We start from the raw sequence: 25,038 nt of genomic DNA, 5'->3' as shown, positions 1-25,038 counted from the left end.
ACAAAAGAATGAGTATATACTAAAAGTTGACATAACACCTTTTGGTTATATATAATATAACACCTAAGGGTTACATAACGAAGTTGAAAAAGGAGTTTTTTTCATGAAAGAAAATTTACCTGATATTAAGCAAACAGTTTTAGTAGAGGCACCAATACAAAAAGTATGGAATTATGTTTCAACTGCGGAAGGAATCTCTGCTTGGTTTATGCCAAATGATTTTCAAGCTATGGAAGGATACGAGTTTACTATACAGTCGCCATTTGGACCATCACCATGTAAGGTGCTTGAGATTGACGAACCACATAAACTATCATTTCAATGGGACACAGATGGTTGGTTTGTTACATTTCTATTGAAAGAGATTGGTACTCAAACTGAATTCACATTGATTCATGGTGGTTGGAAAGATGGAGAAGCTCTAGTTCCAAAAGCTAAAATGTCCGGTGCAGCTGTCCGTGGCACGATGGAACAAGGTTGGGTTGGAATTGTACAAAACAAATTTAAGCAAGTTGTTGAAGTTTAATGGAAGAAGTTGTTAAAAAGGTGGATGTTTTTCAAGCGATTGCTGATCCGACAAGAAGAGATGTCCTTAGACTCTTAGCAAACAAAGAGAGGTCTATTGCCGAAATTTCTTCCCATTACGATATGAGCAGAACAGCGATTGTTAAACATCTTAATGTATTAGCTGATGCAGGTTTAGTGAATGGTCAAAAGTCAGGTAGAGAAAAAGTGTATCATTTACAACCGGAGCCATTGACGGAAGTAAAGCAGTGGCTAGACTACTATGAACAATTCTGGAATAACAAGCTTTATAGATTAAAGTTCCTAGTAGAAAATGAAGAGTAGAAATTTAATAGTTAAAATAACCCCGTCAGCGCTACTGATGGGGTTATTTTAACTTGGTCAGAGAAGTTCCTTAACTTCTAAAAGAGCAGTGGTAATTTTCAGTATGTTTAGTTCAGGGGAGCCAGAGTCCTATTTAATTCTATTTCGGGCTCTAATAGGTGCCATAAATTTTTGATATCCCCCCCAAAAAAAGTACATTGGTATTTAAATTAGTTGTAAATAAAAGAGCTTTATTATATAATATTAGTGTAATATATAACTAGTACACGAATACACTATGCTGATGGAGATAACAAAAAAAGGAGATGAAAAATTGAAAGGGTTGTTGTTGAGGGAATGGACTCTTTATAAGTCATGGCTTTTCGGTTCAGCAGTATTTAGTATTGGAGTTATTTTAATTCTTCCAATACTATTGCAAAGGTATTTAATAACAGAGGCAGCCATTCAAGAGATAAGGATGGTTTTAATGTTTTTAATGCTTAGTTTTAGTGTTGTTAATCACTTTGCTCAGTTTAATAAATCATTAAATACCGACAATGGAAAAAAAGATATGTGGCTACATAATCCTCATTCTATGCATACATTGATTGGTGCCAAATTATTATTTAGCTTAGGTATTTATTTTGTTAGTAATATATTCATCACTACAGCAGGGATATATTTCATGTCAGATGTAATTTTAGGTAGCTTCGCGCAATTTCTTATTCTACAGCTTCTAATATTAGTTGTTATGCTATTTGTCGGTATCTCCGTAAGTATTATATGGTTATTCTTCTGGACAATTTATTTGGAAGGCAAATATTGGATCGGAAAATTATCACTTATTGCTACAGTAGTAATATTCTTTTTAATAGCTAGTTTATTACCGAAACTATTTAGTTTTCTTTCACTTAATAAGGTACTGAACCAAGGTGAAATATCTTTAAAATTCATAGAAGGTTATTTACCTACTATTGCATTAAGCAATTTTATCTTTGATATGGGTTCTATTTATATTGTAGAGGAATTATTTAGCTGGATAATCTTTGTTTTGTTATTTTGGAGTGTTTGTAAGTGGTTGGAGAGGGTGGTTACGAGATGACGCAGGATTTCACTCGTGATAAGCCTATTTATAGTCAACTAGTTGACCTAATTTGTGGAGATATCTTAAAAGGAAACTTACAACCAGGAGGCAAAATGCAATCAGTTCGAGAATATTCATTGGAGGTTGGTGTTAATGTCAACACTGTACAACGTGTATATAGGGAGCTTGAATCGATGGGGCTGACAGATACAAAGCGTGGTCAAGGAACATTCATCACAACAGACAAAGCACGTATTTCGCAGTTACGTGAGGATATGAAAATCGAATTGATCAATCAGTTTCTTCAATCTATTTCAGCATTTGGATTTTCAAAGGAAGAGATTGTACAAAGTTTGCTGAGAAAGGATGGGACTAAATGATTCACTTACAAAATGTCTCATTTAATTATCAGAGGCAGGAGGTTATCCAGGATTTAACACTGACGTTTCCTATTGGACAGATAATAGGTATAGCTGGAGAAAATGGGAGTGGTAAGTCAACGCTGTTGAAAATGATAGCGGGTATACAAAGACCTCGAAAAGGAACTATTACAATTCATAAAGCGTCATTGTCTAGATTAAATGCAGTGGACGTTGCGTATTTACCTGATATGGATTTGTTTTATAGCTTTTATACAGCGAAGGAACTTTTCGCATTCTACGCATCTCAATTCCCTGATTTCTCTGTAGAAAAGTCAATGGAAGTAGCGGAATATTTAGAGGTTAATGTAAATGTGAAGTTGAAAAAGCTTTCAAAAGGCAATCGTGGTCGAGCGAAGATGGCAGCCACCCTTGGTAGAAATACTCCTTACTATGTGATGGATGAACCTTTTTCTGGTTTAGATCCAATTGTACGTGAGTCGTTAATAAAGGGGCTCATTCGGTATACGAATGTAGAGACGCAATCGATTATTTTATCGACCCACGAATTACATGAAGTCGAACCAATACTTGATCAGCTAATAGTTTTAAAAGATGGGAAAGTAATTGCCCAGGATGAATTAGAAGCAATCCGCTTTAACACAAATCAGGATGCAGTGAGCTGGATGAAAAATGTAACGAAAGAGAAGGTGACAGTAAATGAGTAAGCCAATTGTTCAATTAAAGAATATTACCAAAATTATCAGAGGAAAAACACTTATCGATAATATGTCCCTAGAGTTATTTCCTGGTCAAATAACTGGATTTTTAGGGCCAAATGGTGCCGGTAAAACTACTACTATCCGTTTAATGACAGGTCTAATGCATCTTACAAGTGGGACTATTACTATTGAAGGTGCATCTATTGCAGATGATTATGAAAAGGCAATTGCTAATGTAGGGGTTATCGTTGAAAATCCGGAAATGTATAAGTATATGTCTGGCTATAAGAACTTGCTTCATTTTTCCAGAATGCATAATGGTGTAACAAAGGCAAGGATAGATGAGGTGATTAACCAGGTAGGGTTAACTAAGCGAATCCATGAAAAGGTGTCGACATATTCCTTGGGTATGCGTCAACGATTGGGATTAGCTCAAGCATTGCTACATGATCCGAAGTTTTTAATATTAGATGAACCAACGAATGGTTTGGATCCAGCTGGAATTCGTGAGTTCCGGACGTATCTTCGCAAAATAGCACAGGAGAATAATGTTTCTATTTTTGTCTCTAGTCATCTTCTATCAGAAATAGAGTTAATGTGTGACCGTGTTGTTGTTATTCAAAATGGTAAGCTGATTGATGAACGGATGATTCAAAGTGATGAAAAGACACGTATGCAACTTAAGGCAGAGCCATCTGGAGTAGTAGAAAACTATCTGAGTTCAAATGGCTATGTATTTACATTGCACGAAGGAGTATTTTTACTTGATTTGAAAGAAGAGAAGGTACCAGTACTGATCAACGAACTTGTTGCCCAACAGGTTCAAATTTTCGCTATTTCAGCAGTGCATGAAACGCTTGAAGAACAGTTCCTTCAAATGACAGGAGGCGGTCAAATTGTTTAGTTTGATACAAAATGAATGGATGAAGTTATGGCATAAAAAAGGTACATGGGCCATTTTAGGTATTCTGCTATTAGTAATTATTGGTGTTGGTGTGTTGGATAAGGTGACTATGGAGGAAGTAGATACTTCCAATTGGAAACAGGAACAACAAGTTCAAATTGATGATGCTAATGCGCAGCTTAAAACTCCTGACTTAGATGAATGGTCTATTCAGATGTATGAGGAGCAGAAGGCGATGGCACAGTATCGCTTAGATAATAATGCAGCACCTCAAGTGAATCAAAGTATGGAAGGAAATATGGCATTTGGTGCTTCAATCATGGTGCTAATTACATTGTTAACTGTTATTCCGGGAGCATCCATTGTCTCGCAGGAATTTACAGATGGTACTATTAAGATGCTTTTAACACGACCGGTTTCCCGTTTCAAAATATTAACCTCTAAACTAATAACGATTTTCCTATTCGGTCTCTCATTAATAGTATTAACGATTATTCTCACTACAGCAATTGGATTTATCTTATTTGGAACTGCTACTGGAATTGATTTGACTATTGTTGATGGTGTTGTACAGCAAACAAACACGATATCGGATGTATTCTTAACGTATGTGTACTCCCTAGGGGATTTCACTATGTCTATACTTTTTGCATTCTTTATTGGAACGGTATTTAGTTCACCTTCCATTGCTATAGCTTTATCCATGCTATTTTTAATGATGGGACCAATGATTATACTACTCTTACAAAAGTATATACCTGTGGAATATATCTGGTTAACACATTCAGACTTAACACAGCATCTTACAAAAGAATTTTTTGTTGAAGAAACTACTCTCTCCATGTCTCTAACAGTTCTTGTGATTTATGCCATAGTATTTTTGGCATTAAGCTTTATGACTTTTATAAAAAGAGATGTGAAAGCATAAGTAGGCATTTTATGTTATAATTTGTTGGTTGAAATAGAGAATAGAGTTAGGAGATTTGACATGCAAAACCAACATATAATTCGTAACATCATCGTAGAAACACCTTCAAAACCTGGTAATTTTGCTAAAGTTGCAACTGCAATTGGTATGGCAGAAGGCGACATTGGCGACATTACCACACTTAAAAGTGGAGCGTTAACAACTATTCGAGACATTACAATCACTTGTAAATCGAAAAATCAATTGGATCAAGTGATTTCCAATATTGAGGCGATTGATAATGGTGTGAAAATTCATGCCGTTACTGATGATGTATTAAAGGCGCATGAAGGCGGTAAAATTGCTATGAAGAGCAGACTAGATGTTCGCTCATTACGCGATCTTCAACGTATTTATACACCAGGTGTTGCATCTGTTTGTATGGATATTTTACATAATCCTGAAAAAGCTAACTATTTTACTTCCATTGGTACATCTGTAGCTATCGTAACTGATGGAACGGCTATTTTAGGTCTTGGTAACATTGGACCTGTTGCAGGGATGCCTGTAATGGAAGGAAAAGCAGTGTTGTTAGATCAATTTGTAGGATTAAGTGGAATTCCAATTTTATTAAATACAAGTGATCCTGATGAAATTGTTGAGACAGTCAAGCATATTCATAAAGGATTCGGAGCGATATTACTAGAGGATATCGGATCTCCTCATTGCTTCGAAATTGAAGAAAGACTGAAAGCAGAATTACCAATTCCGGTTATGCATGATGACCAGCACGGTACAGCAGTTGTAGCATTAGCTGCTATATTATCCGCTTGTAAAGCTACAAATGTGGATATTAAAAAAGCAAAAATTGGTCAAATCGGATTGGGTGCAGCAGGTCTAGCTATTTGTCGTATGTTAATGGCATATGGCGTGGAAGAAGTTTATGGTTTAGATCGTCAAGAGGCTGCTCAAGAGCGTTTGCATAATTATGGCGGTCAAACTTTAGAATCATTGGAAGCAGTAATGGAAAAATGTGATATTATTGTTGCTACAACGGGAGTTTCTGGTCTTATTAAAGCTGAAATGGTTCGTAAAGGACAAATAATATTAGCATTGTCTAACCCAAACCCAGAGATTCTACCATCTGAGGCAATCGCAGCAGGTGCAGCTTTTGCAGCTGATGGACGTTCCGTAAACAATGTTATCGGGTTCCCAGGTATCTTCAAGGGTGCTTTAGATGCAGGAGCAAAAGAGATTACATATCCTATGTTAATCGCTGCGTCTTTAGCAATTGTTAATCACACTAAACCGGGCGAACTCATCCCTAATCCATTGGATCCAACATTGCATCACATAGTAGCTAGAGCAGTAGAAGAATCTGCCAATCAAGGAATTCAGTAGTTAAGAAAAGAACAAGCGCCCTTTAAGGTCAAAACCTGTTTTTATCTTTTTCGAAGGGCTTAAACAGGCTTGGTGCTTACTATTACCGGGTTATTTTTTGAGAGATGCTGGTCGTGACTGAGGTCACGACTAGCATCTCTTTTTTCGGTAATTTACTTGATTTACAGCAGTATTATATACTTCGTAAATAAAAAGAAGATTTCGGTCAAGATGCCGAAATCTTCTTTTTGAATTTGTCTTCATAATTAGTAGCTTCTATTAATGCTTTTTCTTCCGTAGGAATTCGAACGGAAAGCATTGCAAGATTTAAAAGGGTAAAGGCAATACCTGTAAAATATGCTTGAAACATAAATGGTAATAATAATATCTCTAAACAAACAACTACATAGTTTGGATGCCTCATTAAGGTATAAGGGCCGCTTTTAACGACATTTGCATCAGGTAAAATGATGATTTTAGTATTCCAAAATGAACCTAAAGACGCTAAACACCAAACACGCAATAATTGAACAAATATAAAGAGTAAGAGAAAGAGAGGGAATAAAGGTGAAATCGCGCGATCAAAAATAAATACTTCTACAATAAGACTTATAAAAAAACAAACATGCATCGTTACCATATAGGGATAGTGAGATGCACCAACTTCATAAGCGCCTTGCGCAAGCATCCTTTTTTCATTGTGTTTAGCGATAGCTACCTCGATAAGTCTCTGAATAATCACTAGTGAGATAAGAACGAAGAACAACAAACTAATCCCTCCAATTTAATAAAATAGCTTCTCCACAAAATCCAGGACCTAATGCTACTAGTAATCCTAATTCTTCGTTTTTATGTTGTACCTTCATAAACTCCTCCAATACAAAAAGTACAGTAGGGGAGGACATATTCCCATGATTTTTTAGTACATCTCGTGAAATATGTGTATGTTCTTCCGTTAATTCCAAAGTTTCTTCATAGGCTTTTAATACTTTTTTTCCTCCTGGATGAGCAACAAAGTTTGCTAATTGCTTTTTGTCCACATGCTGTTCACCTAAGAATTCATCTACAAACGGTCCTAACCAAGTAGAAATAATAGAAGGAATACTCTTGGAAAATACAACATGCAATCCATTGTTTTTGATATCCCACCCCATCACATCTTCTGAATCTGGCATCCACTTAGAAGCTGTTGAGATTATGTGGGGAACAGATTTTGTTGTTGCTAGGTTTACATCATCTCCACAAACTAATGCACATGCAGCCCCATCAGCAAATAACGATGCACCGATTAAATTACTCTTCGAAAAGTCATTTGGTTGAAAGGTCAAACTACAGAGTTCTACACAAACTACTAATACTTTTGAGGTTGGATGTGCCTTGCAATAATCGTAGGCTCTACTAATCCCAGATGCACCTCCGGCACAGCCTAACCCCCATAATGGAATACGTTTTGTCCGATCAGAAAAAGGTAAATGATTCATCACCCTCGCATCTATACTTGGAGTGGAAATTCCGGTACTACTAACAAATATTATTGCATCAATCTCACTAGGATGCAGGGGAGATTCTAAAAAAAAATGGCTATTTAAACATTGTTGGATTACTTCGACACTATATTGTGTAGCCAACTCAATATATAAATTATTACGTTCTTCAAAGCTATGTTCACTTTGGTGCCATTCTAAAGGGATACAAAAATGGCGAGTTTGTATATCTCCATTTTCAAACACTTTTAATAATCTATTTAATTGAGGGATTTTATCTTGAAATAGCTCTTTTGTTAGTTTTTCAATGTTTGATTGTTCTAAAGAATATGGAGGGGTATATGTACTTATGGAAGCGATTTTCGGCATAGTGTCACTCCTTTTTAAAAAGAAAGTATATAAAATGTCCTGTGAAGAATGGATTAACGGGCTAAAGAACGGATAATCCTATGATTTCCGTTACATGTGGACGCTTTCCACGGGCGAGGTCGAGCCTTCTCATATGTTACCTGAAGGGGCTCGACTTTTCTCGCTTATCCCGCTGGAGTCGCTACATTCCACTGCAATTAACTAGTGTGTTGTCTTCTATTTTAAGATTTGGTAAAACTTATCTCATAGATGATAGGATTGGTCCAATTTTATTTTGCGAACACACTATTTGTGATTGCTTTTGAATTAGAAATGCTGTTATTCAAGTGATGGATGCAGGCAGTAAAAACTCTTTGTACTAGAGTTCAGTTCAACATTACCTTAATGATGAAATAGTAAGTACTATTGACTTTATTTATCCGTTTACTTCAAGTTGATATGAGTGTTTTTTTCCAGTTTTTCTTATACTTATATTTCCCTTATTCATACTAAATATACAGTTATTTTTGCTCTTTCATCTTTTCGATAGCGATGATGAAGGGCGGGTCATTTTGTTGGTTAAGAAACTGATAGCTTAATACGTGGACAAAGGATTGTGATAAATTCTGCACATAATGGAGAATTGAATCCTTTTCTTCTTTACCACCTTGATGTCCATGGTAAACTACTAAAACTATTATTCCACCAACTTTAAGTAATTGAAGTAATGATTCAATTGCCCGCTGAGTGGAATCTCCTCTAGTAATAATTTCATGATCACTTCCAGGCAAGTAACCCAAGTTAAATATCGCAGCTGAAACTTCCTGCTGGATATAAAAATGTAAATTCTCATGCCCATCTAGAATTATAGTTGCTTTGTCTAACTTGTTTGCCTCTTCTAATCTTTTGGTAGTTGCTACGATAGCTTCCTCTTGAACGTCAAATGCATACACATGGCCGTGCTCTCCAACAAGCTCTGTTAAAAACAACGTATCATGTCCATTTCCTGCTGTTGCATCTACAACTATATCTCCTGGTTCAACTGTGGACATTATCAATTGTTTTGCGAAAGGTAAGATTCGTTTTAGTTTCATCTTGAAACACCACTGTTTTCATAATATTTTCCTTGGTAACTCTCTCTTGAAGCAAGCTCTGCATCTATTCCATTTAATACATCCCATTTGTTGACGCTCCACATTGGTCCTATCATTAACTCTATTGGACCATCTCCCGTTATTCGCTGCACGACCATCTCAGGGGGTAAAACTTCTAGTTGATCTGCTACAAGCTGGATATAAGAATCACGGTCCATGAACTCAAGCATTCCTTTTTCATACTGTTTAACCATAGGTGTTCCTTTTAATAAATGAAGTAAATGTATTTTTATCCCCTGGACATCAAGCTTGGCCACTTCTCTTGCGGTTTCCATCATCATTTCCCGGTTTTCTAAAGGTAGACCATTTATAATATGCGTACATATAGGGATTCCATGCTTTCTTAATTTGGTTACCCCTTCTATATAGGAAGGAAAATCGTGAGCACGGTTCACCAAATTGGCAGTTCGCTCGTGAATAGTTTGAAGTCCAAGCTCTATCCATAAAAATGTTCGTTTGTTAAGCTCCGCCAAATATTCAACCACATCATCAGGTAAACAATCGGGTCTTGTCGCAATAGAAAGTCCTATAACTCCTTCTAAAGCCAGTGCTGCTTCAAATTTCTCTTTCAAAACAGGAAGGGGGGCATGCGTATTCGTATAAGCTTGGAAATATGCTATGTATTTTCCGTTTTTCCATTTTTCATGCATATTTGTTTTGATTTTTTCGAACTGGACTGGAATGGGGTCTACTTTATCGCCAGCAAAGTCTCCGCTTCCGGCTACACTACAAAAAGTACAACCGCCAAATGCTACTGTCCCATCTCTGTTAGGACAATCAAAACCAGCATCTAAAGCTACTTTAAAAATTTTCATACCGAATATATCTCGTAAATAACGATTCCATGTAAAATATCGTTTCCCATCAGAAGGGAATGGAAATTTATTATCGTTCATATAATTCACTCCTTAACAGGATTATTTTAACACGACTTTGTAAAGTTTTGTCTAATCTTCTTGAAGTGCCATTTGAAAAGGAATACAATATTCTGAGTGCAATAGAAATGAGGTGTTTAAATTGCCAAAAGCAGTGTGGTTTTTAATAATCGGAATGTTTATCAATACAATGGGAAATTCTTTTTTATGGCCGTTACATACAATATATATGCATGAGCATCTAGGTCAAACGCTCACAATGGCGGGATTCGTGCTTATGATTAATGCGGGAACAGGAGTTATTGGTAATTTACTTGGAGGTTATTTGTTTGACAGAATTGGTGGATATAAATCCATTATGTTCGGAATTATATTATCAATGGCATCACTATTGATGTTAACTTTTTGGCATGGATGGCCAGAATACATATGGTTCGTAGCTATTCTAGGTTTTAGTGGTGGAATAATATTCCCAAGCATGTATGCTTTAGTAGGAAGCGTCTGGCCAGAAGGCGGAAGAAAAGCTTTTAATGCAATTTATCTGGCTCAAAACCTAGGGGTGGCTATTGGTCCTGCCGTTGCAGGCTTAGTTGCTGATCATAATATCAATAATATCTTTCTAGCAAATCTATTAACCTATGTACTATTTCTAATTGTTGCAGGAGTTTATTACCGTAAAATGTCAGTGGCTCCAAATGTAAATGCTTCTGTATTGAAAAATACTAAAAAAATTAAACAAAAAGCACCATTTTATGCAATGATGATTGTATCAATTGGTTACATGCTTACGTGGATAGCTTATGTACAATGGACTTCCACCATTTCTACACATGTGTTGGATTTAGGTATTACTTTAAAAGAATATAGCTTGCTGTGGACGATAAATGGTGCTCTGATACTAGTAACTCAGCCACTTATTAAGCCAATTATTAACAGGCTAGAGCATCGAATAAAAACACAGATGATCATTGGTATAGTAATATTCATGGCTTCCTTTGTTGTTGTCTCTTACGCTGAAGATTACACAATGTTTATCGTTGCAATGGTTGTCCTAACACTTGGAGAGGTATTCATCTGGCCAGCTGTACCGACGTTAGCTGGGCAGTTAGCACCGAAAGGAAGAGAAGGATTTTATCAGGGTATTGTGAACAGTATGGCTACGATAGGAAGAATGATTGGTCCATTTGCTGGAGGTATTTTAGTTGATGTTTATGGAATCCAGGCCATGTTCTTTGTATTTACTTTACTTATAGCATTAGCGATAGTTCCTACCCTTCTATATGATCGACCGCTTAAGAAAGTAGAGCTTGAGAAGGATGTGATTTGATTTTGGACAATTTTCAAAAAAACTTACCAACTTCTGTTCTTGCTGAAATTTTAGAAAATGCTTTTCAATGGTTTGTTGTGGTAGATGCAGATTCGAAAATTCTATATATTAATGAAGATTATTGTCGTTTTCTTGAAGTAAAGAGAGAGGAAGCTATAGGTAAACCTGTAGCTGACATTATTGAAAACACGAAAATGCATGAGGTGATTAAATCAGGGATTCCTGATAATGCCTCCCCGCATTATATAAAAGGAACATATATGCTTGCCAATCGTGTACCTCTTTTTGTTGATGGTAAGATTGTAGGAGCTTTCGGTAGTGTCATCTTTCGAGATATGTCCGATTGGAAAAAGCTAAGTTCTCATGTTCAGACTACAATGGAAAGAATTCAGTTGAATCTAGAGGATAATAGTTATAGTGAGTATAGGTTAGGAGACATAAAAGGAAGTTCTCCAGCCATACGGAAGACAAAGGAAACAATTGAAATAATAGCTCCTAGTGATCTTCCGGTATTAATCGAGGGGGAAAGTGGAACAGGGAAGGATATGTTTGCACACAGTATTCATCAGCTATCCGAACGTTCAGACTTTCCATTTGTAAAAGTAAATTGTGCAGCAATTCCTGCAGATTTATTGGAGAAAGAGTTGTTTGGTGTATATAATCCGCTTACTGGTTTAGTGCAAAATGGACGAGTTAAACAAGCCGATAATGGAACTCTATATATAGATGAAATTAGTACACTCCCTCTTACACTCCAAGCAAAACTGTTAAGGGCTATGCAGGATGAAGAAATTTTGCCACTGAATTCGGAGAACAGTGAAAAAGTAAATGTTCGTATAGTTGCTTCATCCAATATATCCCTCTCTCAATTAATAGAGGAAAAGAAATTCCGTGAAGATTTGTTTTATCGTTTACAAGCAATTACCTTAAGAATTCCCCCTCTAAGAGAAAGAATGGAAGACTTCGTAGATTTACTCAACTATTTTCTGCAAAAGTTTATGCTCAAGGCTGGGCGAAGACATGTCACGTTAGCAACAAAAACGAGAGAGATACTCCAATCCTATCACTGGCCAGGGAATGTAAGAGAATTACAAAACATACTGCAGGCTGCAGTTTATTTGGCTGAAAACGATATTATTTTACCATCAGCACTTCCTGCTCAGGTGAAGCTTAGGAATGTACCATCTTTCCAAACTACTGGAACACTCGAAGACATTTTAGCAGCAGTAGAAAAGAAAGTTCTTCAATCATACCTAGAAGAAGAATCCGATAAAATACAAATTGCAAAACAACTTGGTCTAAGCAGATCCACATTATATGAAAAAATCAAAAAACACAACTTATGAACTAAATCCGATTTTTTGGACATCAATCCAAAAAATCGGATTTTCTATTTTTTGAATTAAACCGTTGTTTATTAGTTTTAATATTATAATAATCCGAAATGTCGGATTATTATCTTTTGAAATGCAAAGGGTACCGTCACAAACTCTATTGATTGAAAATTTCGATTATGATTTAATTACCTATGAAAGCGCTTTTATTTAAGAATTGAAGTTTGATAGATTATTCAATAAAGCCGATTCAACTGCAGAGAAACGGCGGAAGATTTAACTATAAAAATTAAGGGGGATTTGTTTATGGATGGTAGTATTCTAATGAGTATGATTGGTTTAATAGGGGGACTTGCGTTATTAATCGGTCTAACTTTGAAAGGTGTAAATATTATTATAGTTGGTCCAGTATCTGCATTATTCGTGGCATTAATGAGCGGTATGCCACTATTTCCACAATTAGTGGAAGATGGTGTACCAAACTTTGTGACAAATTATATGCAAGGATTTACAGGATTTATCATGTCATGGTATTTAATGTTTTTATTAGGTGCTGTATTTGGAAAGGTTATGGAGGATAGCGGTGCTGCAGATGCAGTTGCAAAAATGATAGTGGACAAATTAGGGATGAAATTTGCTGTTTTAGCTATTGTTATTGCATGTGCTATCTTGACATACGGGGGAGTAAGTTTGTTTGTTGTAGCTTTTGCTGTGTATCCAATGGCTATATCTTTGTTTAAACAAGCTGATTTGCCACGTCGCTTTATACCTGCAACACTTGCTTTAGGTTCCGTAACATTTACCATGACTTCCGCTGGATCTCCGGAAATTCAAAACTGGATTCCGATGGATTATCTAGAGACAACACCTTATGCAGGTGCAGAAGTAAGTATTATCGTAGCAGCCTTTATGGCGGTATTTGGTTACTGGTGGCTGAAGAAAATTATTTCGAAAGCCGTAAAGAATGGTGAACGCTTTGAAGATAGAAAAACAGATCCTACTTTTGATACATCTCGTGCATTACCAAATCCGTTTCTAGCATTTATCCCACTAATAGTAGTATTAGTTATTTCTTATATTTTCCACGATGAACTAAAGCAATCGGCACTAATCTTGGCGTTACTTGGTGGAATTATTGCAACATTTATTGTGAGTTGGAAATACTTTAAAAGTCCATGGGAAGCAGTTTCTGCTGGAACCATAGGGGCTATAATAGCAATTGGAAATACAGCTGCTGTAGTCGGTTTCGGAGGTGTAGCAAAAGCTGTTCCTGCTTTTGGTGTAGCAGTGGATGCTATGGCTAGTATACCGGGATCTCCATTGATAGGTGCTGGTGTCGCGGTATCGGTGATCGCAGGTATGACCGGATCTGCTTCTGGTGGTCAAACTATTGCATTGCCATTATTAGCTCCGGGTTACATTGAAGCAGGGGTCAATCAAGAAGCTTTGCATCGAGTTGTAGCAATATCATCAGGGGCACTTGATTCCCTACCACATAATGGTTATGTGGTAACGACAATTCAATCGATCTGTGGTGAAAAACATAGTGCAGCCTATTGGGCTGTAGCTGCAACAACAGTTGTAACACCATTAATAGGATTAGCAATTGCGATAATTCTTTTTTCTATTGGATTAGGTATTTGATTATATTAAGCGAATCTTATGGTAAGTTGGGGGTAATATAAGTGGTTAAAGATAGAGTTCTTCTTATTACTGGAGCAGCACAGGGCATAGGCTTTGAGATTGCTCAGGAATTTTATAAAGCTGGTGCGAAAGTTGTTTTAACTGATATAAATGAAGAGAAGGTAAAGGATGCTGCCATAGATTTAGGAAATGAAGTACTTGGTATTAAATGTGACGTGACAAAAGAGGAAGACATAGTCAATTCTATAAATGCTACTATTAAAGAATTTGGAAGGATTGATATCCTTATAAATAACGCAGGTATGCAGCATGTTTCAATGCTAGAAGATTTTCCGACAGAACGTTTTGAGCTATTGATAAAAATAATGCTAACCGCTCCGTTTATTGCAACTAAACACGTTCTTCCGCATATGCGGGAGAACGGATTCGGGAGAATTATTAATATGGCCTCTATAAATGGTTTAGTTGGTTTTGCTGGTAAAGCAGCTTATAACTCAGCCAAACACGGCGTAATTGGTCTTACAAAAGTTGCAGCTCTTGAGACAGCGGCAGATGGAATCACAGTGAATGCCGTATGCCCAGGATATGTGGACACACCGCTTGTACGGAACCAATTTAAGGATTTAGCGAAAGTACGAAATGTTCCAGTTGAAGCCGTTTTAGAGGAAGTATTATATCCTTTAGTTCCACAAAAACGATTGTTAGACGTAAAAGAGATAGCTGATTTAACTATGTTTTTAGCAAGTGAAGCTGCAAAAGGTATGACTGGGCAAGCAGTTGTTTTAGACGGTGGTTACACGAGTCAATAATTATAATTATTGACTTTAAGCGATTGTTTTTTAAATGTCCGATTTAATAATCGCTGTGTTTTATTAAATATCACTAGATAGGGAGAAAGAATTCATCTATTCAAATATTCAGGAATATAGTTTGCTAAGTTATCGGATATTTGAGAAAATAATAATGTGTCAAGCTTACTTGAAAGGGGATTGGAAGCATGAAACCTATTTACAATTCAGCTAAAGAGGCTGTTGCAGGGGTGCAAGATGGAATGACTCTAATGGTTGGAGGATTTGGACTTGTCGGAATTCCGGAACAGCTAATATTAGCGTTAGTTGAAAAAGGTGTGAAGGACTTAACGGTTATCTCCAACAATTGTGGTGTGGATGAGTGGGGTCTAGGGCTGCTACTTAAAAATAAACAGATAAAGAAAATGATAGGTTCATATGTTGGGGAAAATAAAGAGTTTGAAAGACAGGTAATATCTGGTGAGATTGAGGTGGAATTGACACCACAAGGAACGTTGGCAGAAAAAATTCGCGCTGGTGGTGCTGGAATTCCTGCTTTTTATACTCCTGCAGGTGTAGGAACCATTGTAGCGGAAGGAAAGGAAGTACGTGTATACGACGGTAAGGAATATGTATTAGAAGAAGCACTTCGAGCTGATTATGCTTTCATACGGGCAGCTAAGGCAGATAAATTTGGGAATCTTATTTATAATATGACAGCGCAAAACTTCAATCCAATGATGGCAGCAGCAGGTAAAATTACCATAGCAGAAGTGGAAGAGATTGTGGAAACAGGCGACCTAAATCCTGCCCAAATACATACACCGAGTATTTATGTTCAAGGTCTGTTCCAAGCAAAACAGGAAAAAAGAATCGAGCGTTTAACGACACGTTCTTAAGGAGGAGTTTCGATTGAATACACGTGAAAAAATTGCAAGAAGAGCAGAAAAGGAAATCGAAAATGGAAACTACGTTAATCTAGGAATTGGGATTCCGACTTTAGTAGCGAATTTCATCTCTCCAGATAAAACTGTCGTTTTACAATCTGAAAATGGTTTGCTTGGCATAGGTCCATATCCAACTGAGCAAGAAGTAGACCCAGATCTTATAAATGCCGGTAAGGAAACAGTGACTACTATTCCAGGTTCTGCTTTTTTTAATAGTGCAGAGTCATTTGCGATGATACGTGGAGGACATGTCGATGTAGCCATTTTAGGAGCGATGGAGGTTTCTGAAAAAGGAGATCTTGCAAACTGGATGATTCCAGGGAAGATGATAAAAGGCATGGGCGGAGCAATGGACTTAGTGCATGGTGCTAAGAAAATTATTGTCATTATGGACCATTGTGCAAAAGACGGTTCTGCTAAAATTAAAAAACAATGTGAATTACCTTTAACAGGTAAAGCAGTTGTGAATAAAATAATAACAGAACGGGCAATGATAGAGGTAACCGAGGACGGACTTGAATTGAAGGAAGTTTTCGAGGGTTATTCTGTTCAAGATATTATCGACGCTACAGAAGCGGAGCTTATTATTAAAGATGTTAGAGAAAATGTAGCGATTTAAATTAAAACAGCGAAAGTATTGCTGATTTAAGTCAACCCTCTGGACGCCAATTATCACAAAGAGTAATTGATTAAAGTGTAGCTTGTATTTTAATACAGAATCCATTATCATAAAAACTAATAGAAGTTGACTGAGATAAGGAATAGTAGATAAATATCGTTTCTTTAGAGAGCTAGCGATTGGTGTAAGTTAGCGTTACGAATTATTGAACTCGCCTTTGAGTCAGAATAAGTGAACGATTAGTAGCTTATTCCGTTTTCCGCGTTAAGGAATCAAGTTGAGTGAAGTTTTCACTAATTTGGGTGGTACCGCGTGAGTATATCTCTCGTCCCTTAGTTTTTTAAGGGGCGAGTTTTTTTATGTCTAGCTTTAGCGCCTAGCCCCTCAAGTTGCTTCAGGGTTTCAAGAAAAGGCAGAGGATGCCTGTCCGTGAAACCTTTCCAGCACTTGTCGAGACTTGCATAGGCGCTAACGCTTTTCTAAATTTAAGGAGGAGTTACGATGAGCTTTAATCATGAAGCGATTGAAAAAAAGTGGCAAAAGTATTGGCAAGAAAATAAAACCTATAAAATGACAGATGATCCATCCAAACCAAAATTTTATGCATTGGATATGTTCCCTTATCCTTCAGGAGTTGGCCTACATGTAGGGCATCCACTTGGGTATATTGCAACGGATATATTAAGTGCGTTTAAACGTAAGCAAGGCTATAACGTTCTTCACCCAATGGGTTGGGACGCTTTTGGTCTTCCAGCAGAGCAATATGCAATTGATACTGGGAATGATCCCGCAGAATTTACTGCGAAGAATATTGCTACATTTAAACGTCAAATGACCGATTTAGGATTTTCATTTGACTGGGATAGAGAAGTCAATACGACGGATCCTTCTTATTATAAATGGACACAATGGATTTTCATTCAACTGTACAAAAAAGGCCTAGCATATGTAGATGAAGTGCCAGTAAACTGGTGCCCAGCATTAGGTACTGTTTTGGCTAATGAAGAAGTAATCGATGGTGTATCCGAGCGTGGGGGACATCCAGTAGAACGCCGTCCGATGCGTCAATGGGTGCTTCGTATAACTGCTTATGCAGACAGACTTTTAGAGGATTTAGATGATCTTGACTGGCCGGATAGCTTGAAAGAAATGCAACGTAATTGGATTGGGCGTTCAGAAGGTGCAGAGCTTACATTTGAGGTAGCTGAAACTAACGAATCATTCCGAGCATTTACAACTAGACCAGACACTATTTTTGGTGCAACGTATGCAGTATTAGCACCTGAGCATAAGCTTGTGGATGTCATCACAACTGCTGACCAATCAGAAGCAGTGCAAGCTTATAAAGATCAAGTGAAACTAAAAAGTGACTTAGAACGTACAGATTTAGCAAAACATAAAACAGGTGTATTTACAGGTGCTTATGCGGTTAACCCTGTAAGTGGGGAGAAAATGCCGATTTGGATTGCAGATTATGTGTTAGCTACCTATGGAACAGGTGCAATTATGGCAGTTCCTGCACATGATGAGCGCGACTATGAGTTTGCGAAACAATTTGACTTGCCAATAGTGGAAGTAGTTTCTGGTGGAGACATCGAAAAAGAAGCTTACACAGCAGATGGTACACTTGTTAACTCAGAGTTCTTGAATGGCTTAAATAAACAAGAAGCAATAGCAAAAGCAATTCAATGGTTTGAAGCGAATGGTAAAGGTGAGAAGAAAATTACGTATCGTCTACGTGATTGGTTATTCAGCCGTCAACGATATTGGGGCGAGCCAATTCCAATTATCCATTGGGAGGATGGTACTTCGACACCTGTAGATGAGTCTGAATTACCATTAATGCTTCCGGTAACAACAGATATTAAACCGAGTGGAACAGGTGAATCACCATTAGCTAATATTACCGAATGGGTAAATGTTGTAGATCCAGTAACAGGTAAAAAAGGTCGTCGTGAGACTAATACTATGCCACAGTGGGCGGGTAGCTGTTGGTATTACCTTCGTTATATTGATCCAAATAATAACGAGGCACTTGTCGATCCAGAACTAGCGAAACGTTGGCTTCCAGTTGACATTTATGTAGGTGGCGCAGAGCATGCAGTACTTCATTTATTGTACGCACGTTTCTGGCATAAGTTTCTTTATGATATTGGTGTTGTTACTACGAAAGAGCCATTCCAAAAACTATTTAATCAAGGAATGATTCTTGGTGAAGGTAATGAGAAAATGTCTAAATCAAAAGGGAATGTAGTAAACCCTGATGATATTGTAAAAAGTCATGGTGCCGATTCACTTCGTCTATACGAAATGTTCATGGGTCCACTGGACTCTTCGAAGCCATGGTCAACAAACGGTTTAGATGGATCAAGAAGATTCCTTGATCGTATATGGCGTTTACTTGTCGATGAAGAAGGTAAGTTGAGTTCTAAAGTTACGGACATTTCTTCTGATAATATGGAAAAAGCGTATCACCAAACTGTTAAAAAAGTAACTGAAGACTTTGAAGCAATGCATTATAATACTGCCATTTCGCAAATGATGGTATTTATCAATGAAGGCTATAAAGCAGAGCAAATTTCTAAAGAGTATGTAGAAGGATTTGTGAAGCTTATTTCTCCAATCGTTCCACATATTGCGGAAGAGCTTTGGAGCATTCTTGGACATGATGATACAATCGTTTATGAATCTTGGCCAACTTTCGACGAATCTAAGTTGGTAGACAATGAAGTAGAAATTCCTGTTCAAATTAAAGGAAAAGTCCGTGCGAAATTACATGTTGCTAAAGATGCGACAAAAGAAGAGCTGGAAGCATTAGCTCTTGCTTCTGAACAAGTGCAACAATGGTTGGAAGGTCAAGAAGTGAAGAAAATAATTGCGATCCCAGGTAAAATGGTCAATATCGTAATCTAATGTAGATTTTAAAAGAAGTTATAATAAGAATAACTAAAACATCTCACCTCTATAAGTTTCTTAGAGGTGAGATGTTTTTTCGATTATCCAAATTACACTGTGAATTTTTTGGGAAAAATATCCGTTTAGCAAGTAAAAAGCGTTAGAGCGCAAGTAAATATAGACAAAGAGCAAGTAAACCCTTTACGATCACAAGTAAGCTACAGGTAGAAGCAAGTAAACAAAAGGTGAAAGCAAGTAAACATATAAAAGGATCAAAACGATCGAAAAGACAAGAAAGCATATGTAACTTGAGTGCACAAAGTCAGTCTTTCTGGTACTTTGAATGCTCAAGAACCAATTTGATCAGTTCTTGTAAATTTGAAGTCATTATACTTTTGCTTCCATATAATTTAAACTAATCTAAAACCTGTTCTATTTTTGGGAACTCTGGATTCTCCAAGAGGTCTTTGCCCACATGCATGAGATACAAATAAAGGTTTCCGTCAGGAACGATCGTTCCTTTTAATAGCTGACCAGTCTCCTTTGAATAGAAATAGCGATCGTTATTGTCTTCACTAGAAGAAGTAATAAATTTATATCCATCATAATCATCAAATAATTTGTCAAAGTAAATTTTATCTACTTTCATCAATAGTATGCTATCTAATTTGTCTTGATAAAAATAGAATCTCACAATACCATCATAATCCAATATGAAGTCTGCACCACTACCATCCTCATGATCATCTATTGTATAATTTTCACCTAAGGCTTTAATTACTTTTGATTGTGAGTCACCTAGCGTTACCCCATGAAGATAGAGTAAATCTTGATTTTCGGAGAATGTAGGTTTAGTTATATCTAGCATTCCGTTTGCTGATTGTTGTTCATTTTTCATAAATATTTCGGAGAAGACAAAGAGCATTACACTTACTGCTAAAAAAGTGGATAGAACAACATATAGCCATTTACGTTTTGGATTTCTCTGGTTATTTTCTATCTCGTTTATTACGTTTTGTATAACTCGTTGTTTACTCGCAGTTAAATCTTTCACTTTAGAAGGTATATAGTTATTCATTTAAAAGCACCTCCCATTCTATTCCTTTCAGTTTTCCCCTTAATAAATCTTTGCTACGCCTTAATCTGGTTTTTACAGTACCTTCTGGAACAGATAAAATATGTGAAACCTCAGCAATAGTCATTTCGTTGAAATAAAAATAAATCAGAACTTCTCGCTGCTTTAGGGGCAATTCTAGTATTGCTTCTCCAATTATTGCTCGCTCGTCTTTTTTTACTAATTCGTCTTTATTCCTTGTGTTGGCTGATGGAAATATTTTGTTTTGTAGTTGTACTTTTTTATATGTCCAACTCTTTAAATAATCTTTGCTTTTATTGACAGTCATTGTTGTTAAAAATGCCTTTAACTCTCCACGTTCTTCATACCCGTTCTCATTATGGTAAAATTTTATGAATACTTCTTGTACGATATCCTCCGCTGCTTGGAGATCTTTCACATAGTAATAAGCCAAACGTATTAAGGGTTCTGTATAATGAAGCATTAATTCTTTTAGATTATTAATATTAAACAAAACAACCACTCCTCCGTTATACATTAAACGATTCCCAGACCTTCAAAGTTTGGATTTATCTAAAATTTTTACAGTTTTAAGGAACTATATCCTTTCATGTATTTAATCATGTCTTGAAAGACCTCAAAAATGATATGATAGAAATAGATATGGAATTGTAATTTACTATAAGCCTTATAATAATAAGAGGGGAGTTTAAGAAATGAATAACTTTATTAAAAGAGTGGGGACTACATACATTCCTGTTGTAGATCCAGAGAAATCATCGAAGTGGTATCAGGAAATGCTAGGCGCAGTTGAGAACTTTAGAAATGATGATAAAGCAATCTTAGAATTTGCTGATCAAAGCTTTTTTCTTGTTAAGGCTCAAGTAGGGGAACGATCTAGTTTTTTTGATAGTTATCAACAGGAACATTTTACAATGACTTTTGAAGTGGATGGTATAGAGCAATTATCAGAATTTCATGAATTTCTTAAGAAAAAGGAAGTAAATGTCGGGGAAATTGAGGATCGGGGCCATCCAGGTAACAATTTTGTTTTCCGCGATCTAGATGGAAATGTGTTCGATGTATGGAGTGAATTGAGTCCTACTTTCAAAGTGAAATATGATTAGAAAGATATAGTGGTGTTTGAGCGATTATGGAAATTTTTTATAGAAGGAAGTGCTAAACGATGAATTTGGAAATGGTAATGCAGGAGCTTGAAGCACTTGGTAAGGATAGAACTAAAAAAATGTATATATCTAATGGTGCGCATGAACCGCTATTTGGTGTTGCTACAGGCGCTATGAAGCCAATCGTAAAGAAAATAAAAATAAATCAACATTTAGCTGAAGAGTTATATGCTACCGGGAACTATGATGCAATGTACTTTGCTGGAATTATTGCAGACCCTAAAGCTATGACTGAGTCGGATTATAATCGTTGGATGGATTCGGCATATTTTTATATGCTATCCGATTATGTAGTCGCTGTAACTTTATCAGAGTCAGATATTGCCCAAGAAGTTGCAGATAAATGGATTCAAAGTGGAGAAGAACTGAGAATGTCTGCGGGTTGGAGTTGTTACTGTTGGCTTCTAGGAAACCGTAAAGACGTGGAATTCTCAGAAAGCAAGATCTTAGATATGCTTGGCATGGTAAAAAGTAGCATTCAGGAATCACCTGAACGAGCGAAATCTTCTATGAATAATTTTTTGTACACAGTGGGGACTTCTTATTTGCCTCTACACGAAAAAGCTCTTGAGACCGCAAAGGAGATAGGTATAGTAGAACTCAAGAAAGAAGATAAAAAAAGTAGTTTCCTAAATGCTTATGAAAACATACAAAAAGAAGTCGATAGAGGAAGAATTGGCTTTAAGCGCAGGCATGTAAGATGTTAAAAAAGTGATTTAGAAAGTATAAAAAGCATTCTACAATGGATGCTTTCAGCTTGGACCACCACGAAGACTCCTGTGGGAACAACTTGAGCAGAAGCCCCCGCAGGAAAGACATTGGTCGAACTTTGTTTGACCAATGTCTTTGCGAAGAGTAATGGCAGGAGCATATGTTTTCGCAGTGACGAGGAGGCTGAAGCCAAGCCCACGGAAAGCGAAGTGGTGGTCCTTGCCGATTTTAGTATATAACTCTATGCTCCAAAAATTACAGTTTGTCTACAGTCTGAAAGCATTCCACAATGAATGCTTTTTATTTTTATCAATTTTTGGTGTTGTACAAGAATTCAGAAGTATTTGTATTGATCTGTGCACTAGAATCGGTACAAAATTTGTCGGCAAATATGTCTCAGTTCCTTATACAAAAACTTTTCTTTATTATTTTTGTTGCAAATACAACGATATTAAGTTAAATTTAATTTATGTTTTTTGTTGCAGTTGCAACAAAGTGGATAGGAGGCTTATAGTATGAAGGATATTTTACGAGAAATTGGAATGATTGCTAGAGCGCTAGATTCTATAAGCAATATAGAATTTAAAGAATATCATCTTACAAAAGGACAGTATTTATACCTTGTGAGAATATGTGAAAATCCAGGGATAATTCAAGAAAAGTTAGCTGAAATGATAAAAGTAGACCGAACCACAGCTTCTCGTGCTATAGGAAAACTTGAAATCAATGGCTTTATTGAAAAGAGAGATGATCAACATAACCAAAAAATAAAAAAACTATATCCCACAGAGAAAGGTGAAAATATTTATCCTTTCATAATAAAGGAAAATGATTATTCAAATATGAAAGCATTAGTTGGATTTTCCGAAAGCGAAACAGAAATCATTAGTACTCTTCTCAAGAGAGTTAGAAAAAATATAGAAATAGATTGGGAATATGTAAAAAAGGGAAACAAGAGAAATTATTAATAATTTTAAGGAGTGACAAATTTAAAGTGATAAAAACAAAACAGTGTAGCCTTGGAGATCTACATATACTTCAAAAAATTAGTTGTGAAACATTTAACGATACATTTGAGCATCAGAATTCGCCGGAAAATATGAATGCCTATATGGGAAGAGCATTTAACTTAAAACAACTTGAGAAAGAATTAACCAATATATCTTCTAAATTCTTTTTTGTTTATTTTGAGAACGAAGTTGCTGGATATTTAAAAGTCAATATCAATGATGCTCAATCTGAAGAAATGGGTGATGAATCACTAGAGATAGAGAGGATTTATATAAAGAAAAAATATCAGAAACATGGACTTGGAAAATATCTTCTAAACAAATCACTGGATATTGCTCTTGAGTGTCATAAAAAGAAAGTCTGGTTAGGTGTTTGGGAAAAAAATGGAAATGCTATTGATTTTTATATAAAAATGGGATTTGTTCAAACTGTAGCCCACTCTTTTTATATGGGTGATGAAGAGCAAATAGACTTTATAATGGTCAAAACACTTATATAATTATTTTCGAAAGGGTGATTATTATGTATACTCCGAAATACTTTAAGGTCACAAATGTTGAGGGAATTTGGAATTTTGTTCAAGAGAATTCTTTTGGAACGCTTATCACCACAGTGCAAGAGAAACCGATTGCCACTCATTTGCCAATGCAGATAATTAAAGAAGGAGATGATTATTATATAACTGGGCATATGGCTTATGGTAACCCTCAATGGAGAACGTTAGAAATCTGTGAAAATATATTGGTTATGTTCCAAGGACCACACGCTTATATTTCTTCTTCTTGGTATGAAAAAGAAAATGTCCCAACATGGAATTATCAAGCTGTTCATGTATATGGTAAAGCGAGCATCTTAAGCGAAGAAGAGTTAAAGCAGGATCTAACAAAGTTGCTTCAAAAATACGAAAAGCACCGTAAAAATCCAGTGTTGTGGGAAGGGCTATCACCACAGTTATTAAACAAAGAACTAAAAGGTATTGTTGGATTTAAGATCAAAGTACAAGAAATTCAAGCAGCATATAAACTTAGTCAAAATCGTAATGAAGAAGACTATCATAATATCATTAATAAACTTTATGAAGAAAAGGATTTGAATTCTCATAAAATGGCAGAAGTGATGAATAGGAAGTTAAGAAATGAAAAATAAGGATTATGTTCCTTTTAAAAGAAGTATCTTTTCATTTGGTATCCAAATACGCACTTTCCTGGTTATAGCAGGATGACGGACAGACAAACCCTATTAGATTACTGATAAAAAAAGAGGCTGATCAGACGTTAGTCACGATCAACCTCTCTAAAAATTATTCTATAAAAAATAGGACAACAAACTGCCAGAGCCTAATGAAGACGATAGAAACAGGTTTCGAACTTAAAGGGGAGGCCTTCCTTTTATCCGGTTTTTCTTAAGGTTTTTATTTCCTAGATTAAATTTCCCAAGAAGTCCAAATGGTCCTAT

Annotated in this window: 26 protein-coding genes and 1 other annotated feature; of the genes, 20 read left to right on the top strand and 6 right to left on the bottom strand. The window is 36.3% G+C overall.

Annotated elements, in window-relative coordinates:
- The first annotated feature begins 103 nt into the window (after positions 1-103).
- The 8 genes from MKY29_RS14755 to MKY29_RS14720 all read left to right on the top strand — a co-directional run bounded on the left by MKY29_RS14755 (position 104) and on the right by MKY29_RS14720 (position 6,205).
- Positions 104-526 (top strand): SRPBCC family protein, encoded by a 423-nt coding sequence (locus tag MKY29_RS14755; RefSeq protein WP_340880170.1) that lies wholly within the window; start codon positions 104-106, stop codon positions 524-526.
- Positions 526-849: an ArsR/SmtB family transcription factor gene (locus tag MKY29_RS14750; RefSeq protein WP_340880169.1), complete on the top strand. Its 324-nt coding sequence runs from the start codon at positions 526-528 to the stop codon at positions 847-849. Before MKY29_RS14755 ends, MKY29_RS14750 begins: the two co-directional genes overlap by 1 nt.
- Before the next feature lie 283 nt (positions 850-1,132).
- The gene (locus MKY29_RS14745; RefSeq protein WP_340880168.1) at positions 1,133-1,930 is read left to right on the top strand and encodes a hypothetical protein; all 798 of its coding nucleotides are present in this window, start codon (positions 1,133-1,135) and stop codon (positions 1,928-1,930) included.
- Entirely contained in the window at positions 1,927-2,292 is a 366-nt protein-coding gene (locus tag MKY29_RS14740) for a GntR family transcriptional regulator (protein WP_340880167.1), read from the top strand. The genes MKY29_RS14745 and MKY29_RS14740 overlap by 4 nt, the downstream gene beginning before the upstream one ends.
- Positions 2,289-2,999, top strand: coding sequence for an ABC transporter ATP-binding protein (locus MKY29_RS14735; protein WP_340880166.1), 711 nt, complete (start codon positions 2,289-2,291; stop codon positions 2,997-2,999). Before MKY29_RS14740 ends, MKY29_RS14735 begins: the two co-directional genes overlap by 4 nt.
- The gene (locus MKY29_RS14730; RefSeq protein WP_093496179.1) at positions 2,992-3,897 is read left to right on the top strand and encodes an ABC transporter ATP-binding protein; all 906 of its coding nucleotides are present in this window, start codon (positions 2,992-2,994) and stop codon (positions 3,895-3,897) included. The genes MKY29_RS14735 and MKY29_RS14730 overlap by 8 nt, the downstream gene beginning before the upstream one ends.
- A complete protein-coding gene (locus MKY29_RS14725; RefSeq protein WP_093496180.1) occupies positions 3,890-4,825 on the top strand; it encodes an ABC transporter permease in 936 nt (311 codons plus the stop codon). The genes MKY29_RS14730 and MKY29_RS14725 overlap by 8 nt, the downstream gene beginning before the upstream one ends.
- A gap of 60 nt (positions 4,826-4,885) precedes the next feature.
- Positions 4,886-6,205: an NAD-dependent malic enzyme gene (locus tag MKY29_RS14720; RefSeq protein WP_093496181.1), complete on the top strand. Its 1,320-nt coding sequence runs from the start codon at positions 4,886-4,888 to the stop codon at positions 6,203-6,205.
- Positions 6,206-6,410: 205 nt separating this feature from the next.
- Here the strand turns inward: MKY29_RS14720 and MKY29_RS14715 are convergent, their stop codons facing one another.
- The 4 genes from MKY29_RS14715 to MKY29_RS14700 form a co-directional block, all read right to left on the bottom strand.
- The gene (locus MKY29_RS14715; protein ID WP_090564420.1) at positions 6,411-6,953 is read right to left on the bottom strand and encodes an isoprenylcysteine carboxyl methyltransferase family protein; all 543 of its coding nucleotides are present in this window, start codon (positions 6,951-6,953) and stop codon (positions 6,411-6,413) included.
- A gap of 1 nt (position 6,954) precedes the next feature.
- Positions 6,955-8,037, bottom strand: a complete 1,083-nt coding sequence (locus MKY29_RS14710; protein WP_340880165.1) for a type III polyketide synthase — start codon at positions 8,035-8,037, stop codon at positions 6,955-6,957.
- A gap of 500 nt (positions 8,038-8,537) precedes the next feature.
- On the bottom strand, positions 8,538-9,110 hold the full coding sequence (locus MKY29_RS14705) for a class I SAM-dependent methyltransferase (protein WP_090564416.1): 573 nt from the start codon (positions 9,108-9,110) through the stop codon (positions 8,538-8,540).
- Entirely contained in the window at positions 9,107-10,066 is a 960-nt protein-coding gene (locus MKY29_RS14700) for a TIGR01212 family radical SAM protein (RefSeq protein WP_090564414.1), read from the bottom strand. Before MKY29_RS14700 ends, MKY29_RS14705 begins: the two co-directional genes overlap by 4 nt.
- 121 nt (positions 10,067-10,187) lie before the next feature.
- Here MKY29_RS14700 and MKY29_RS14695 point away from each other — a divergent pair, with 121 nt between their 5' ends.
- The 7 genes from MKY29_RS14695 (at position 10,188) to leuS (ending at position 19,617) form a co-directional block, all read left to right on the top strand.
- Positions 10,188-11,372: an MDR family MFS transporter gene (locus tag MKY29_RS14695; protein ID WP_093496183.1), complete on the top strand. Its 1,185-nt coding sequence runs from the start codon at positions 10,188-10,190 to the stop codon at positions 11,370-11,372.
- A gap of 2 nt (positions 11,373-11,374) precedes the next feature.
- Positions 11,375-12,718 (top strand): sigma-54 interaction domain-containing protein, encoded by a 1,344-nt coding sequence (locus MKY29_RS14690; protein WP_090564515.1) that lies wholly within the window; start codon positions 11,375-11,377, stop codon positions 12,716-12,718.
- A gap of 294 nt (positions 12,719-13,012) precedes the next feature.
- Positions 13,013-14,350, top strand: coding sequence for a GntP family permease (locus tag MKY29_RS14685; protein ID WP_090564410.1), 1,338 nt, complete (start codon positions 13,013-13,015; stop codon positions 14,348-14,350).
- Positions 14,351-14,391: 41 nt separating this feature from the next.
- Complete coding sequence (locus MKY29_RS14680) at positions 14,392-15,159, top strand: 3-hydroxybutyrate dehydrogenase (protein ID WP_340880164.1); 768 nt, start codon at positions 14,392-14,394, stop codon at positions 15,157-15,159.
- Between the two features lie 188 nt (positions 15,160-15,347).
- Complete coding sequence (locus MKY29_RS14675) at positions 15,348-16,037, top strand: CoA transferase subunit A (protein ID WP_340880163.1); 690 nt, start codon at positions 15,348-15,350, stop codon at positions 16,035-16,037.
- A gap of 13 nt (positions 16,038-16,050) precedes the next feature.
- Complete coding sequence (locus tag MKY29_RS14670; protein WP_090564405.1) at positions 16,051-16,704, top strand: 3-oxoacid CoA-transferase subunit B; 654 nt, start codon at positions 16,051-16,053, stop codon at positions 16,702-16,704.
- Positions 16,705-16,827: 123 nt separating this feature from the next.
- Positions 16,828-17,040: a binding site (T-box leader), on the top strand.
- A gap of 165 nt (positions 17,041-17,205) precedes the next feature.
- Positions 17,206-19,617, top strand: a complete 2,412-nt coding sequence (leuS, locus tag MKY29_RS14665; RefSeq protein ID WP_340880162.1) for a leucine--tRNA ligase — start codon at positions 17,206-17,208, stop codon at positions 19,615-19,617.
- A gap of 397 nt (positions 19,618-20,014) precedes the next feature.
- Here the strand turns inward: leuS and MKY29_RS14660 are convergent, their stop codons facing one another.
- Entirely contained in the window at positions 20,015-20,677 is a 663-nt protein-coding gene (locus MKY29_RS14660; RefSeq protein WP_340880161.1) for a hypothetical protein, read from the bottom strand.
- On the bottom strand, positions 20,670-21,197 hold the full coding sequence (locus MKY29_RS14655; RefSeq protein ID WP_241597174.1) for a sigma-70 family RNA polymerase sigma factor: 528 nt from the start codon (positions 21,195-21,197) through the stop codon (positions 20,670-20,672). Before MKY29_RS14655 ends, MKY29_RS14660 begins: the two co-directional genes overlap by 8 nt.
- A gap of 193 nt (positions 21,198-21,390) precedes the next feature.
- On the opposite strand from MKY29_RS14655, the gene MKY29_RS14650 reads away from it, so the two are divergent.
- The 5 genes from MKY29_RS14650 (at position 21,391) to MKY29_RS14630 (ending at position 24,729) form a co-directional block, all read left to right on the top strand.
- The gene (locus MKY29_RS14650) at positions 21,391-21,801 is read left to right on the top strand and encodes a VOC family protein (RefSeq protein WP_340880160.1); all 411 of its coding nucleotides are present in this window, start codon (positions 21,391-21,393) and stop codon (positions 21,799-21,801) included.
- A 59-nt stretch (positions 21,802-21,860) separates the two neighbouring features.
- A complete protein-coding gene (locus tag MKY29_RS14645) occupies positions 21,861-22,568 on the top strand; it encodes a DNA alkylation repair protein (protein ID WP_340880159.1) in 708 nt (235 codons plus the stop codon).
- Between the two features lie 519 nt (positions 22,569-23,087).
- Complete coding sequence (locus MKY29_RS14640) at positions 23,088-23,540, top strand: MarR family winged helix-turn-helix transcriptional regulator (RefSeq protein ID WP_241597066.1); 453 nt, start codon at positions 23,088-23,090, stop codon at positions 23,538-23,540.
- Positions 23,541-23,566: 26 nt separating this feature from the next.
- Positions 23,567-24,082, top strand: coding sequence for a GNAT family N-acetyltransferase (locus MKY29_RS14635; RefSeq protein ID WP_340880158.1), 516 nt, complete (start codon positions 23,567-23,569; stop codon positions 24,080-24,082).
- Between the two features lie 23 nt (positions 24,083-24,105).
- Positions 24,106-24,729 (top strand): FMN-binding negative transcriptional regulator, encoded by a 624-nt coding sequence (locus MKY29_RS14630; protein WP_340880157.1) that lies wholly within the window; start codon positions 24,106-24,108, stop codon positions 24,727-24,729.
- Positions 24,730-25,038: the final 309 nt, after the last annotated feature.

This window comes from Psychrobacillus sp. FSL K6-2365, from assembly GCF_038003165.1.
GTDB classification, from domain to species: Bacteria; Bacillota; Bacilli; order Bacillales_A; family Planococcaceae; genus Psychrobacillus; species Psychrobacillus psychrodurans.
Note: the sequence above shows the minus strand (reverse complement) of the source record. Positions and strands in the feature narration are given on the sequence as shown.